General features: G+C 63.1%; 14 protein-coding genes. 9 read left to right on the forward strand and 5 right to left on the reverse strand.

Annotated features, from left to right (window positions below):
• From KUG85_RS03725 to KUG85_RS03745, 5 genes are read left to right on the forward strand one after another with little or no spacing between them, the layout of a single operon-like run.
• Nucleotides 1–462: a hypothetical protein gene (locus tag KUG85_RS03725; protein WP_223004168.1), complete on the forward strand. Its 462-nt coding sequence runs from the start codon at nt 1–3 to the stop codon at nt 460–462.
• Between the two features lie 33 nt (nt 463–495).
• Nucleotides 496–1,203: a MotA/TolQ/ExbB proton channel family protein gene (locus KUG85_RS03730; RefSeq protein WP_223004169.1), complete on the forward strand. Its 708-nt coding sequence runs from the start codon at nt 496–498 to the stop codon at nt 1,201–1,203.
• The gene (locus KUG85_RS03735) at nt 1,193–1,582 is read left to right on the forward strand and encodes a biopolymer transporter ExbD (protein WP_223004170.1); all 390 of its coding nucleotides are present in this window, start codon (nt 1,193–1,195) and stop codon (nt 1,580–1,582) included. Before KUG85_RS03730 ends, KUG85_RS03735 begins: the two co-directional genes overlap by 11 nt.
• Before the next feature lie 5 nt (nt 1,583–1,587).
• Nucleotides 1,588–1,998 (forward strand): ExbD/TolR family protein, encoded by a 411-nt coding sequence (locus tag KUG85_RS03740; RefSeq protein WP_223004171.1) that lies wholly within the window; start codon nt 1,588–1,590, stop codon nt 1,996–1,998.
• A 2-nt stretch (nt 1,999–2,000) separates the two neighbouring features.
• Entirely contained in the window at nt 2,001–2,900 is a 900-nt protein-coding gene (locus KUG85_RS03745) for a cell envelope integrity protein TolA (protein ID WP_255606241.1), read from the forward strand.
• 125 nt (nt 2,901–3,025) lie between these two features.
• On the opposite strand, the gene putA is transcribed toward KUG85_RS03745, so the two are convergent.
• On the reverse strand, nt 3,026–6,640 hold the full coding sequence (putA, locus tag KUG85_RS03750; protein ID WP_223004173.1) for a bifunctional proline dehydrogenase/L-glutamate gamma-semialdehyde dehydrogenase PutA: 3,615 nt from the start codon (nt 6,638–6,640) through the stop codon (nt 3,026–3,028).
• Nucleotides 6,641–6,800: 160 nt separating this feature from the next.
• On the opposite strand from putA, the gene KUG85_RS03755 reads away from it, so the two are divergent.
• The gene (locus tag KUG85_RS03755) at nt 6,801–7,253 is read left to right on the forward strand and encodes an Lrp/AsnC family transcriptional regulator (protein ID WP_223004174.1); all 453 of its coding nucleotides are present in this window, start codon (nt 6,801–6,803) and stop codon (nt 7,251–7,253) included.
• 86 nt (nt 7,254–7,339) lie between these two features.
• On the opposite strand, the gene KUG85_RS03760 is transcribed toward KUG85_RS03755, so the two are convergent.
• The 4 genes from KUG85_RS03760 to KUG85_RS03775 form a co-directional block, all read right to left on the reverse strand.
• Nucleotides 7,340–8,569, reverse strand: a complete 1,230-nt coding sequence (locus tag KUG85_RS03760) for a cytochrome-c peroxidase (RefSeq protein WP_223004175.1) — start codon at nt 8,567–8,569, stop codon at nt 7,340–7,342.
• Nucleotide 8,570: 1 nt separating this feature from the next.
• Entirely contained in the window at nt 8,571–8,990 is a 420-nt protein-coding gene (locus KUG85_RS03765; RefSeq protein ID WP_223004176.1) for a FixH family protein, read from the reverse strand.
• A gap of 175 nt (nt 8,991–9,165) precedes the next feature.
• A complete protein-coding gene (locus KUG85_RS03770; RefSeq protein ID WP_065817578.1) occupies nt 9,166–10,623 on the reverse strand; it encodes an NAD-dependent succinate-semialdehyde dehydrogenase in 1,458 nt (485 codons plus the stop codon).
• Nucleotides 10,624–10,692: 69 nt separating this feature from the next.
• Nucleotides 10,693–11,634: an AEC family transporter gene (locus KUG85_RS03775; protein ID WP_223004177.1), complete on the reverse strand. Its 942-nt coding sequence runs from the start codon at nt 11,632–11,634 to the stop codon at nt 10,693–10,695.
• Nucleotides 11,635–11,764: 130 nt separating this feature from the next.
• On the opposite strand from KUG85_RS03775, the gene KUG85_RS03780 reads away from it, so the two are divergent.
• The 3 genes from KUG85_RS03780 (at nt 11,765) to KUG85_RS03790 (ending at nt 13,923) form a co-directional block, all read left to right on the forward strand.
• Nucleotides 11,765–12,316, forward strand: a complete 552-nt coding sequence (locus KUG85_RS03780; protein WP_223004178.1) for a histidine phosphatase family protein — start codon at nt 11,765–11,767, stop codon at nt 12,314–12,316.
• Nucleotides 12,317–12,423: 107 nt separating this feature from the next.
• Nucleotides 12,424–12,702: an acyl carrier protein gene (locus KUG85_RS03785; RefSeq protein ID WP_007009717.1), complete on the forward strand. Its 279-nt coding sequence runs from the start codon at nt 12,424–12,426 to the stop codon at nt 12,700–12,702.
• Nucleotides 12,703–12,735: 33 nt separating this feature from the next.
• Nucleotides 12,736–13,923 (forward strand): beta-ketoacyl-ACP synthase, encoded by a 1,188-nt coding sequence (locus tag KUG85_RS03790; RefSeq protein WP_223004179.1) that lies wholly within the window; start codon nt 12,736–12,738, stop codon nt 13,921–13,923.
• Nucleotides 13,924–13,931 lie beyond the last annotated feature (8 nt).

Raw genomic sequence — 13,931 nt, forward strand, 5'->3', positions numbered from 1 at the left:
ATGCCGTCTCGATTACTTCCGTCTTCTCTTCTGTCCACCGCTGGCCGTATCGCGCTGGCGGTGGCCGGCACCCTGGCAGCAACCCTGCCAGGGGCCGCGCAGGAGCCCGCCACCGGCGCGATCAAGCTGGAGCTCAACGCTCTGCAGAAAAGCGAAAAGGGCTGCCGCATCGCATTCGTGGTCGAGAATGCGATGGGCAGGGATATCGCCAGGGCAGCCTACGAGATTGCCCTGTTCAACAAGGAAGGCCTCGTTGACCGGCTTCTGGTCCTCGACTTCCAGGAACTGCCCAACGAGAAAACCAAGGTGCGGCGATTCGATCTCGCCGATGCCGATTGCGATGCGATCGGGCGTGTCCTGATCAACGACGCTTCGGCCTGCGAAGGCGATGGGATCGAGCCCGGTGACTGCATTGCCCGGCTGGAGGCAACCAGCCGCAGCACGGTCACCTTTGGCAAATAACGTTCACAAAACAAACCCCACAGGAATGCCCCAATGTTCGACGGCGTCATCTCTTCCATAGGCTCCTTTCTCAAGCTCGGCGGCCCCGTCGTTGCGATCCTGCTTGTTCTGTCGGTCTTCGCTCTGGCGCTGATACTCCTCAAATTCATGCAGTTTCAGCGCGAGCGGGTCGGCCGGCACGGGCGTTCCAACCGCGCGCTCCATGCCTGGTTCCACCACAATCAGGGCGAGGCACGCTCAATGCTCGCCAATGCGCGTTCGCCGCTGGAGGAAACGCTCGCAACCACCATGCGGCTTGCCGCTGCAAAAGCCGACAAGGGTGCCGTGGAAGACGAGGTCAGCCGCCTGGCGCTTGGCCGCCTGCACGATCTGCAACGCGGGTTTCGCGCGCTCGACGCCATCGCCCAGGTTGCCCCTCTGCTCGGCCTGTTCGGCACGGTTCTCGGCATGATCGAAGCCTTCCAGAAGCTGCAGGAAGCCGGGAATTCGGTGGATCCGTCACTGCTCGCAGGCGGCATCTGGGTGGCGCTTTTGACCACGGCCTGCGGCCTTGCCGTTGCCATGCCCGTTTCGCTCCTTCTCACATGGTTCGAAACACGCATCGAAAACGAGCGGGTCGCCATCGAGACGATGACCGCAACCGTTCTGTCCCACGCGTCGATCGAAAAAGCGGAAGAACAGGCAACGTCGGCAGATTCCGGCGCGCCACGGCTTGTGACAGGTGAGACCTATGCGCATTGACGCAGCTGCGGTCAGAAAGAGAAAGCCCCTGTCGCTCACATCGCTGATCGATGTGATCTTCCTCCTGCTGCTCTTCTTCATGCTGACCTCGACCTTCACCCGCTTCGCCAGGGTCGAGATTTCCGGCGGGCCGGCGTCAGCCTCTGCCGGCGGCAAGCCGCCGGACGTGCTGATCCGCGTCGATGATCCGGCGGGTTGGCGCGTCAATGGCCAGACGCTCGCCGAAGAGGCAGCCATCGTCGAACTCGCACGCCTGAAGGAAGCCGGCGCGGAAACCGCCGTTCTCCTGGTGCGCGGCGAGCTTACATCCCAAGAACTGGTCGAGGCGGTGGAGAGCATTCGTCGCAACACCGAACTCGACCTTTCCGTCGCGAGGTAATTCCCATGCTCCGCCTTGCCCGTCCCACGCAGCCCCGCCAACGGGAAAGCACGATCGCTCTGATCAACATCGTGTTCCTGATGCTGATCTTTTTCCTCGTTGCCGGCACGCTGACCCCGCCGCTCGACAATGACGTCAGCCTGATCTCGACCGTCGAGGCCAATCCGTCGGAACCACCGAATGCGCTGTTCGTCACCGAAGAGGGTGAGATGCGCCTGCGCGGTACGGCGACAGATGCGCAGGGTTTCATGCTCGCGCGCACACAAACCCTCGGTGAAGAGGCTGCAAGACAACTCGAGATCAAGGTGGCAGCGGACCGCGACCTGCCGGCCGCCAAACTCGTCGACATCGTCGGCGCCCTCAAGGCGGCCGGTGCCAGCAGGATCAGCATCATCACGGAACGTACGGCAGAATGAAAATGCGGGCATGGAAATGGGCCGTAGCGCTGGCCGTATCGCTAAGCCTTCACGCAGGGGCGGCGGTCTATGTGATGAGCCGCCCGACAGATGTCGAGATCGCCGGTGGCGGCTCGACGGAAATCGCGATCGCCGGCAACGCCTTTGCCGATATGGTCGCCGCCGGTGAAACAACCGAGGAAGTCGTGCCGGAAACGCAGCCGGAGGTGGAGCCGGTTCAGCCCGAGACGGCAAGCGAGGTGCCGCCCGAGGCACCGGTCGAAACCGTGGTTGACGAAGCCCCGACCCCGGTCGTGGAGGCCGAGCAACCCGTTACCGAGGTGACGGAGGCAGAGACAGCAGAGGCTGTCGAGCCGGTCGAGAACGCGCAGATCGTGGCAGCGCTCTCGGAAGCGCCGGTTCCAACGCCCCGCCCCGCCTACACACCGCCGCCAAGGCCAAAGGTCGAGAAGAAGCAGGTCCAGAGGGCCAAAACGGCACCGCCCAAAAAGCGCAGCGCCGGCTCAAAGGGCCGCGACACACAGGACGCGCGCCGCGGAACAACCTCCGGAAAGCAGAATGCCGGTCAGGCCTCCAAGGGCCGGCAGGTCGCGCGCGCCACACAAAGCGGCAATGCGCGCGTCTCCAACTATCCCGGAAAGGTCGTCTCGAAACTGCGACGCTCGCTGCGCTATCCGAGCGCGGCAAAACGCCAGCGGCTCAAGGGCGAGGTCCGCATACGCTTCACGGTCGCGCGGAACGGTTCCGTGAGCGGCATCCGCATTGTCCGCAGTTCCGGCTCGAGCGTCCTCGACCAGGCCGCCCTCGAGACGGTTCGCCGTGCAGCGCCCTTCCCCCGAATTCCGGATGAAGCCGGTCGTTCGAGCTGGGGTTTTACCGTTCCGCTGGCCTTCCGCCGCTGATCGCGCCAGACCGTCCGCGCAGCCATCGGGCTGCGCGGTGGAGGGTTTCAAGCTGTAGCGCTTCATCTTATCGTTTTTGCGCAATTCCGGACGGAAAACCGGTAGCCACTTTTCCTGGAATTGCTCTAAACCGAAGCCAAAAGGCTCGCATTGCCGCCTGCTGCCGTCGTGTCGACACAGATGGCGCGTTCATGGGCAAAGGCGGCCGGGTAGATCGGCTCGACGATCAGCGGGACAATCGCCCCCTCGCGCCCGGCAAGTGCCCGGCGCAGGTCCCGCAGCCATTCTTCCCCGCCACAGGCGGCCACCAGATCGATGCCGGGAGCGCCCAGTGTCTCCGGAGCCACGGTGCCATCGGCTGCCTCAAGCGGAAGTCCCTGCCCGAGCAGCGGCCTGAGAATGCGGCGTGCTTCCGGGTGCACTGCGAGCACCGCGTTTCCGACCGACAGTGCCTGCACGACCTGCGCCAGAAGAACCTCTTCCTCAGCACCCAGACAGAGCGCGCGGCCGCGCGGCGTCAGCATCAGCGTGTTGGCCTCGCCCGTCGGTCCCGGCAGGTCGAGTGGCCCCTGATCCAGCGCCGCCGAGGCTGCCATCGCTTCCTGTGCCCTGCCACGCAGGAGCTTCCGCAGGACCGGGAGCCTGTCTGCACGCGCTGTCCACTTTGCATCCATCGCAGGCAGGAGACGGCTCACCGCATCGGCGGCAAGCTCGGGACCTGACGGCGCTACCTGCGCGATCTCCGCACCACGCCGGAAGCGGCGCAGATAGTGCGGGCCACCGGCCTTGGGCCCCGTTCCCGAAAGCCCCTCGCCGCCGAAGGGCTGCGAGCCGACGACAGCGCCGATCTGATTTCGGTTCACGTAGATATTGCCGGCATGCACCCTATCGATCACGTGCTGTGCGCGGGCATCGATGCGCGTGTGAAGCCCGAAGGTCAGGCCATAACCCTTTGCGTTAACATCGGAAATGACCCTGTCAATGTCATCCGCCTCGAATGTCGCCACATGGAGGATCGGGCCAAAGATTTCGCGCTCCAGTTCGCCGATCCCGGACACTTTGAAGGCGGATGGCGCCACGAATCGCCCGCCATCCGGCACATCGAGTGCCGCGATCCGGCGCCCCTTGTCGGACATCTGCTGTGCATAGCCGCCGATCGTGTCGAGTGCTTCACTGTCGATCACCGGGCCGACATCGGTCGAAACCTCCCATGGATCGCCAATGCTGAGCGCCTGCATCGCCCCCTTCAGCATCTCGATCACCCGGTGCTCCACATCCTTCTGCACATAGAGCATGCGCAGGGCCGAGCAGCGCTGACCGGCGCTCTGGAAGGCCGAGGCCACGACATCGCGCACGGCCTGCTCGGGCAGTGCCGTGGAATCGACGATCATCGCGTTAAGCCCGCCCGTTTCGGCAATCAGCATTGCGCCCGGACCGGCATTGTCGGCAAGCTGGCGCTCGATCAGCCGTGCCACTTCGGTCGAACCGGTGAAACACACGCCGGCGATCCGGGGGTCGGCCGTCAGCGGACCACCCACTGTCGGGCCATCGCCGATCAGAAGCTGCAGCACATCGGCCGGCACGCCCGCCTCATGCATCATCGTCACGGCGCGGGCGGCGATCAGCGACGTCTGCTCGGCCGGCTTGGCAATCACGGCGTTGCCGGTCACAAGTGCGGCTGCGATCTGGCCGGTGAAAATGGCGAGCGGAAAATTCCACGGCGAAATACACACGATGACACCGCGCGCCTGCGTTTCCCTCTCCACATGCTGCGCCTCGCGTGCGTAATAGCGCAGGAAGTCGACCGCTTCGCGCACTTCGGCAATGCCGTCTGCAAGCGACTTCCCGGCCTCGCGCGTGGCGAGCGCGAAAAACTCTGCCGCGTGCGCCTCGTAGAGATCGGCAATCCGCCGCAGGATGTCGGCGCGCTCTCCAACCGGCGTCTCCGCCCAGCCGGGCTGTGCCCCGAGCGCAATATCCACAGCCGCGCCCGCCTGCTCCCGCGTGGCATCGCGTACCCTGCCAACGGTCTCCGACAGCCGCGCCGGATTGACCACCTCGCGCCTTTCGCCATCTCCCTTCGCCGACGTGATGGAGCTGGCCTCCCATTCATGCGGCGCGGCAAAGGGCGCGCGGGCCGCATCGAGCTCGGCCATGGTCACGGGGTCCGTAATGTCCCAGCCCCGGGCGTTCTTTCTGGAAAGCCCGAAAATCTCCGAGGGGCGTTCAATGGCCGGGTTGGCGGCTTTGCCGTTCGCCTCAATGGCTGCAAACGGGTCGGCAGCGATTTCCTCCGCGCTGACATCCTCATCGACGATCTGATGCACGAAAGAGGAATTCGCGCCGTTCTCCAGAAGCCGCCGCACCAGATAGGCAAGCAGATCCTGATGCGCGCCGACCGGCGCATAGATGCGGCAGCGTGTGTTTTCACGCCTGCGCACGGTCTCGTGCAGCGCTTCGCCCATGCCATGCAGACGCTGAAACTCGAACCGGGTCTTGTCCGGTGCCATGGCGAGGATCGCGGCTGCCGTGTGCGCATTGTGGGTGGCGAATTGCGGATAGATGCGATCCGTCATGCCAAGCAGTTTGCGGGCGCAGGCAACATAGCTCACATCCGTGTTGACCTTGCGTGTAAAGACCGGAAAGCCGTCGAGCCCCATCACCTGGGCGCGCTTGATTTCCGTATCCCAGTAAGCGCCTTTCACAAGGCGCACCATGATGCGTCGGTCAAGCCGCTCTGCAAGCTCATAAAGCCAGTCCAGCACGAAGGGCGCACGCGGTCCATAAGCCTGCACCACGACGCCGAACCCGTCCCAGCCGGCAAGCTCTTCGTCCGCCAGCACCGCTTCGATCACGTCGAGCGACAGGTCGAGGCGATCCGCCTCCTCTGCGTCGATGTTGAGCCCCATGCGGGCGTCGCGGGCTGCAAGGGCCAGGCTTTTCAGCCGCGCGATCATCACCGGCAGCATCTGCGCCTTCTGCGTCGCCTCATAGCGCGGGTGAAGCGCGGAAAGCTTGACGGAAATGCCAGGGTTCTCCCGGATGTCGTCCCGGTTGGAATACCGCTTCAGTGCGGCAATGGCATCCGCATAGGCCTTGTGATAGCGCAGCGCATCGACTTCCGTGCGGGCTGCCTCGCCCAGCATGTCATAGGAATATGTGTATCCCTTCTCTACCATGGACCGGCCGCGCTTCATCGCTTCCTCAATGGTGCGCCCGAGCACGAACTGCTCGCCCATTTCGCGCATGGCGCGCGATACGGCTGTCCGGATCACGGGTTCGCCCATGCGCCGCACGAGGCCGCGCAGGACCGCTTCCACGCCCTCGCCCTCATCGTCGAGCACCCGCCCCGTGAGCATCAGTGCCCAGGTGGATGCGTTGACGAAGATCGAAGCGGATTCGCCCGAATGTGCGGACCAGTCATGCGGCGCAATCTTGTCGCGGATCAAATCGTCCATGGTCTCTGCGTCCGGCACGCGCAGCAGCGCCTCGGCCAGACACATCAGCGCCACGCCTTCCTGCGTCGAGAGACCGTATTCGGAAAGAAACGCCTCCATCATGTGCATGTCGCTCGAGGCGCGCACCGCCCGCACCAGATCGGCTGCATTGGCCGAGATCCGGCCTCTGTCTTCGCTCGACAGGTCGGCCAGGGCGATCAGCCGCTGCAACGCCTCCGCCTCATCGGCCAGATAGTGAGCCCTGATGTCCTCTCGCAGTTTTTCCGGCGCATTCTTCTGCATGACGTCCTCAAATATGGAATGGCTTGCGCGGCGCTCCCGTCACCGCATTTGCGCCGATCATAGCACAGCGAATTCAGTCAATCGGGCTGATTGCTTGCACATTCCAGTTCATATGGACTATCTTCTCGGGAAAAATCAGCCTCAGAAAGGTTCATCCTACATGGCGACAGAACGCGTAGACCGCATCGACCGCAATATCCTGGACGCCCTGACCAAGGATGGCCGGCTTTCCATCGCCGAGCTCGCACGCCGGGTGGGTCTCTCCAAGACGCCGGTTCAGGCACGGCTGCGGCGTCTGGAGAAGGAAGGCTATATTCGCGGCTATTCCGCCATCATCGATCGCGCCCGCATCGGCGAAGGTCACATCGCCTTCGTTCAGGTGGAGCTTGAAGACACGCGTTCATCCGCACTTGCCGCCTTCAACAAGGCGGTGCTTGCCGTGCCCGAGATCGAACAGTGTCACATGACCGCCGCCGGCTTCGACTATCTGCTCAAGGTGCGGACCCGTGACATTTCAAGCTATCGAAAAGTGCTCGGCGAACGCATCTCCGCCCTGCCCCATGTTGCCCGCACCTCGACATTCGTGACGATGGAAACAGTCAAGGACCGCTAGATCGCCGTGCGTCCATCCGGACGCACAAAGGACGATCTAGTCTGGTGATGGAGCATCGGAATAACCCGAAAGCCGGATTCCACTTTTCAGTCCGATGCTCTGACGTCCTCCGCGTCCAGTGTTTTGAGGAACGCAATGAGCGCCTGCCGCCCGCGATCCGTGAACACCACGCCACGAATCTCGCTCTGGCCTGAAACCGCGGCGGGCGCGCTGCTGTAATGGTCGATCACCGCTTCGAGCGAAGCAATCTGGCCGGCATGCATGTAGGGCGGGCGTCCCGCCACGCCGCGCAGCGAAGGCGTCTTGTAGGCCCGCTCCATCGCGGTCGCCTCGCGCTTCATGAAACGCAGGGCTTCACAGGCCTCGGGCGTTGCATCGCTATGGCGTCCCAAGCAGTTGAAAGGGTCGGACTGCACGGCGGCGATGCCCGTGGCACGCCCCAGATCCTCCGGCAGCCCCGCGGCAGGCGCCACGCCCGTATTGTGGAAATGGTCGTCCGTTAAACGCGGCCCGTTGTGGCATTCAAGGCAATTGGCCTTGCCGATGAAAAGCCGCAGCCCCTCGAGTTCCAGATCGGAAAAGGCTGCATTCCCGGCCGGCTGCTGCCCTGCCACTATCGCCCGCGCAAAACGGTCGAAGCGGGTTTCGGTCGGTGCCAGCGTGCGTTCGAAGGCAGCGATCGCCTTGCCGATATTGGCAAACACCTGGTCGACCGCTTCCCGTTGCTCCGGCGCCATTGCAGACCAGTCTGCGCGCTCGGCCTCTGTGCCAAGCGGGCTGGCGTTTTCCGGAGTTTGCGAAAGATCCGGCAGGGAGCCGAAAATCTCCTCATAGGTCCCGGCATAGACCCCGGCGATGTAGCGCGCATATGCAGTGCGGTTGCCGGCGTGCTCTCGCTGGTCCTCCAGAGGTGTGAGCGCCTGCGCCCAGAGGCTGTCGCGCCGCCCGTCCCAGAATTGCCAGATGTTCCATGCGGCACCCGCAAGCGGCATTGTGCGTCGGTCTGTTTCTGCAACCCCGACACCCCGCGGAAGTCCGTCCTGAAACTGCCGGTCGGGGTTGTGGCATGTGGCACAGGAGACGGTTCCGGTGCCGCTAAGCCCCTCATCGAAAAAGAGCCGTCTGCCGAAATCCGCCGCCCGCGGATCATCCGCATACCGATTTCCTGGTGAAGGCGGGAGAGGCCCCAGCGCATCGATGGAGAGAGACGCGATCTTCCCCCTCTCGTCTTCGCTCAGTGCACCGGAATCGCAGGCGGACAACGCAAGAAGACCGCACAGCGCGCCGATTGCAGCGTGGCGGCGCGCCGTCCTCATGTCACAGATCCAGATTGAAAACCGCCTCATCGAGCCCCGGATCGGCCGAGATCCCGATGCGGATTTCCCAGTGCCCGCCCATATTGAAGCGCATTCCCTCCACCCGGTAACGCCCCTCTCCCAGGTTTTCGGCTGCCTGCGGCTCGGTCGGCAGGCCGTGCCCGTGGGCCGGCATGCCGCCATCGACGGCTATCGAAGCATCCGTCACCGGCGCGCCATCGGGCGTGGTGACCGTCACCACCCACTCGTGGGTCTCGTTTACCGGTACGGGCTGTGCGTCGGTCTCGAACATGACCTGATAGAGCCCGTCCCTGCTCACCGTGTTGTAGGCGATGTCGATCTCGGGTGCGGGCGGGGTGAAGAGACGGTAAGCCGCATAAATCGCGACGGCCACTGCGAGCAGGCCCATACTCGCAAGCATGAAGCGCCTTGTTCCGTTAACACGCTGTGGCGGCATGTGGTCCCTCCGACTCGGCAGATGCCCTACTTAACCCGCAGCCCGGCTCCGGTTCCATAGCTACGCTGTCGCAGTCCGGAAAAGACAAAGAAAAACCGGCGTATGGACGCCGGTTTCCCCACTTGATCCTGGCCTGACCCTAGAGCCCCAACCCGCCAATGCAGACATATTTGGTGTCGAGATAGTCTTCGATGCCCTGGTGACCGCCTTCCTTGCCAAGGCCCGATTCCTTGAGACCGCCGAACGGCGCTTCCACCGTGGTGATGATCCCTTCATTGACCCCGACGAGACCGTATTTCAGCCCTTCCATCACACGGAAGGCGCGGCCCAGATCGCCGGTGTAGAAATAACAGGCGAGACCGAAGACGGTGTCATTGGCAAGCTTGACCGCTTCTTCCTCCGTCTCGAAGCGGAAGACCGGCGCCACGGGGCCGAAAATCTCTTCCTGCATGAAGCGCATGTCGGGTGTGGCGTTGGAGATCACGGTGGGCTGGAAGAAAGAGCCGCCCAGCGCATGGCGCGCGCCGCCGGCAGTCACCCTGCCGCCCTTCTCCGTAGCGTCGGCGATCAGTTCCTCCACCTTCTCGACCGCCTTCTCGTCGATCAGCGGTCCCTGCTGGGTCCCGTCCTCTAGGCCGGATCCCACCTTCAGCTTTTCGGCCGCCGCCGAAAGCTTCTCCACAAACCTGTCATAGATGCCGGCCTGCACGAAAAAGCGGTTGGTGCAGACACAGGTCTGACCGGAGTTGCGGTATTTTGCGGCCATGGCACCCTCAACCGCCCGGTCCAGGTCCGCGTCGTCAAAGACGATGAACGGCGCATTGCCGCCCAGTTCCATCGAAACCTTCTTCACCGTGCCCGCGGTCTTCTGGATGAGAAGCTTGCCGATTTCGGTCGAGCCGGTGAAGGTGATCTTGCGCACCAGCGGGTTTTCGCAGAGCTCGTCGCCGATCTCGGAGGCCGAGCCGGTCAGGATGTTCACCACGCCTTTCGGAAATCCGGCCTCTTCGCACAGAACACCCCAGGCGAGCCCGGAATAGGGCGTCTGCGACGCCGGTTTGGCAATCGCGGTGCAGCCTGAGGCAAGCGCCGGGCCAAGCTTGCGTGCCAGCATTGAGGAGGGAAAATTCCACGGCGTGATCGCGCCGATGACGCCGACCGGCTCCTTGGTCACCAGAATGCGGCGGTCCGCCCAGGGCGACGGCACCACGTCGCCATAGACCCGGCGGCCTTCTTCCGCGTACCAGAGAATGTAGGCGGCCGACATGCCCACTTCGCCCTTCGCCTCGGCAAAGGACTTGCCCTGCTCCATCACCAGCAGCTCGGCGAGCGCATCCTGATTGTCCATGATCGCATCGTGGAGCCTGCGCAGAAGTTTTGCGCGGTGGTCGGCAGATGTCTTCTTCCAGGAGTGGAACGCGGTTTCGGCCGCTTCGATCGCGCGGCGGGTTTCAGCCGTGCCGGAGCGCGGCACGGTGCCGATCTTCTGGCCGTTGGCCGGATTGACGACATCGATGGTCTGCCCCGAATCCGCCTCGACCCAGGCTCCATCAATGAAATTGGCCTGGCGCATGAAATGACTGGTCTTCTGAAGCATCTGGGTCTTCTCCTCTGTTTGCGCGGCACCGTACTGTCCCGAGGCGCCCCGGCTAGGGGCTGACTGGCCCTATTGATAGGTCCAGTGAAGCACGGAAAGCCAGAACGCAGTCGAAAGCACGGCGAACGCCGTGGCGATGGTCATCGCGTTGGAGGCGAGCGCCTGTCCCGTGCCGAAGCGTGAAGCGATCAGATAGGGATTGACCCCGGAGGGCAGCCCCGCCGCAACGACGGCGATCTGCGCGCTGAAGATCGGAAGACCGATCAGGAGCGCGACACCAAGGGCAACGGCAGGCATCAGGAAAAGTTTCAGCACAGCGATCACGATTGCGGGACGCACATCGCCCGAAATTCCGAACCGCCGCAGTCCGAGCCCCATCGCAAAGAGTGCCACTGGACCCGCGACATTGGCCAGCGCATCCACGAAACGGGTTCCGAGCGCAGGCATCTCGAGCCCGGAAAAACGCCAGAGCAACCCGGCAATGATGCCGATGATCAGCGGACTGGAGAAAAGCGTTGTCAGAAACTCGCGGACAATTGAAAGCGCACTGCCGCCCTTTCGACCGACGAGCGCGAAAAGCAGAATCGACATGCCCATCATGATCGGCAGATGAACCGAAACGATCAGCGAGAGGACCTCGAACCCCTCCTGCCCGAACACGCCAAGCATGAACGGGATTCCCAGCAGGACGAGGTTGGAGAAACTGGTCGAAAGACCGGCCACCACGCCGGCGCGCGCGTCGCGCCCGAAAAAATGCACAATGATAAAGTGCCCTGCCCCCCAGGCGACGGCAACGGCGCTGAAATAGGTTGTCCAGAGCGCCCAGGGCAGGTTTCCGTCGAATGCGGCGCCCGCCATGGTGCGGAAAAGCAGAAGCGGCACCGCGACGGTCACCGCAAATTCGCTTAGTGCATCGCCGGTTTGCGGCTTCAAAAGGCCGCTCCATCCGGCGACATAGCCGAATGCGACAAGACCAAAGACGAAGGAGACGGTTTCAACGAGTGGAGACATACAGCCTGTTTAGCGACAATGGTTGCCAAGGGAAACCATCAGTCAGACAAATCCACTCAGGGCAGCAAGGCGGCTTTCAAGTCCTGTCCCTGTGCCTATATGCTAGGAAGAATAGTTTGAGGATTGCCATATGTTTCGCCAGCTCGTTGCCATCTTTCTTCTTTTCAGCGTCTTTCCGGCGCAGGCAACCGAGGCGGGATGGGCGCTTTTGCGCAATGGCGGGCAGGTCGTGCTGATGCGCCATGCCATTGCTCCAGGCAGCGGTGACCCGGCCAATTTCGACATTGAGAACTGCGGCACCCAGCGCAACCTGTCCGAGCGCGGGCGCCTGCAGGCCCGCCGTATCGGCGCCCTCGTCGATGCCCGCGCTGCGCCGGTGGAAAAGGTGCTTGCGAGCCGCTACTGCCGGACCCGCGACACGGCCACGCAGGCCTTTGGCTCCGACATGGTCGAGCTCTTTCCCGCGCTTGATCTGCCCGCAGACGACAGCGCCATGGAAAAGCAGAAGGCGGAGATTCTCGCACGAATCAACGACTACACCGGCTCGGGAAACCTGTTCCTGATCACCCATCTTGAAATCATTGAAGCGCTGATCGGCGCCTCGGCGCGAGAAGGCGAGGCCATTATTTTGTCACGCGGAGGCGACAATCTGCATGCCGCCGCGCGCATCAAATTCAACTGATCGTGCCATCAGTGGAGCCTATAACCCCTTTTCCTGCCGGCAAAAAGCGATTAGAGACCCCACGATCATCCTATTGTAAGAGAATCTCCCCAGACTGAGGGCCACACGTGACGACATTCGACAAGGTTGCCGACATCATCGCTGAAACCAGCGAGATCGACCGCGAGAAAATCACCCCCGAAAGCCACACCATCGACGATCTGGGCATCGACAGCCTCGACTTCCTCGACATCGTCTTTGCCATCGACAAGGAATTCGGCATCAAGGTTCCGCTGGAAAAGTGGACCCAGGAGGTCAATGACGGCAAGGTTTCGACGGAAGAGTATTTCGTCATGAAAAACCTCTGCGCCAAGATCGACGACCTGGTGGCTGCAAAGGCCGGCTGAGTTTTCCTGACAGTGCATCGTTAAAGGAACGGCATGAGCCCGCGCGACGTAGTTATCACCGGTATGGGGATCGTTTCCTCGCTTGGCGAGGGTGTAGACGCCCACTGGCAGGCGCTGACGGCGAAAACGCCGTCTCCCGTCCTCGACAGGGAGCGGTTTGCGCCATACAGCATCCATCCCCTCCCCGAGATCGACTGGGGCCAGCAGATCCCGCGCCGCGGCGATCAGCGCCAGATGGAGACCTGGCAGCGGCTGGGCACCTATGCCGCGGGCCTGGCGCTCGACGATGCAGGCTTAAAGGACGACGAAGCGCTCTGCGCGACGATGGACATGGTGGTCGCCGCCGGAGGCGGAGAGCGTGACGAAACGGTGGACGAGGCCATCCTCGCCGCATCGCTCGAGCGTGAGGACCACGACATCCTGCTCAATGAGAAGCTGACGACCGAGCTGCGCCCGACCCTGTTCCTGGCACAGCTTTCAAACCTTCTGGCCGGCAACATCTCCATCGTCCACAAGGTGACGGGATCGTCGCGCACCTTCATGGGCGAGGAAGGGGCAGGCGTTTCGGCCATTGAGACAGCAGCCGCGCGCATCCGCGCCGGCCAGTCGTCTCACGTTCTTGTCGGCGCGTCCTTCCAGACCGAGCATTCCGACATGCTTCTGGCCTATGAGCTTGCCGGCTTCCTGCATCGGGAAGACTGGAAGCCCGTCTGGCAGCGTGCCAATGCGGAAGGCGGCGGCGTGGTTACCGGTTCCGGCGCGGCATTCCTCGTTCTGGAATCGCGCGAACACGCCGAAAAACGTGGCCGCGATGCCTATGCATCGATCGGCCCGGTTGTTTCCCGTCGTAGCCGCCGTCAGAGCGAACCGCTCGCAGACGGCATCGCCGAGATGCTTGACCGGCTTGCCCTCCCCAAAACACCTGTTCTTGCCCTTTCAGGCGCATCCGGTGCCCATGCGGCGACGGCAGCCGAACTGGAAGCGCTCACCCGCCACGACAACCTCGCGCTGCGCGGTTTTTCCTCGCTCACCGGCCATCTGAAAGAGGCTCAGTTCCCCTTCGCCGTAGCGCTGGCCGCCCTTGCCGTGCATCATGGCAGCCCCTACCCGGCGTTCGACGAGAGCGGTGAACCCGCCTTCAATGGCGAGCTGGATGCCGTTCTGGCCACAGCCATCGGCTATCACTGCTACGAGGGAATGGGCCTGGTCAAAAAGGCCTGATCCTTCCG

Source organism: Nitratireductor rhodophyticola (assembly GCF_019891355.1).
GTDB classification, from domain to species: Bacteria; Pseudomonadota; Alphaproteobacteria; order Rhizobiales; family Rhizobiaceae; genus Nitratireductor; species Nitratireductor rhodophyticola.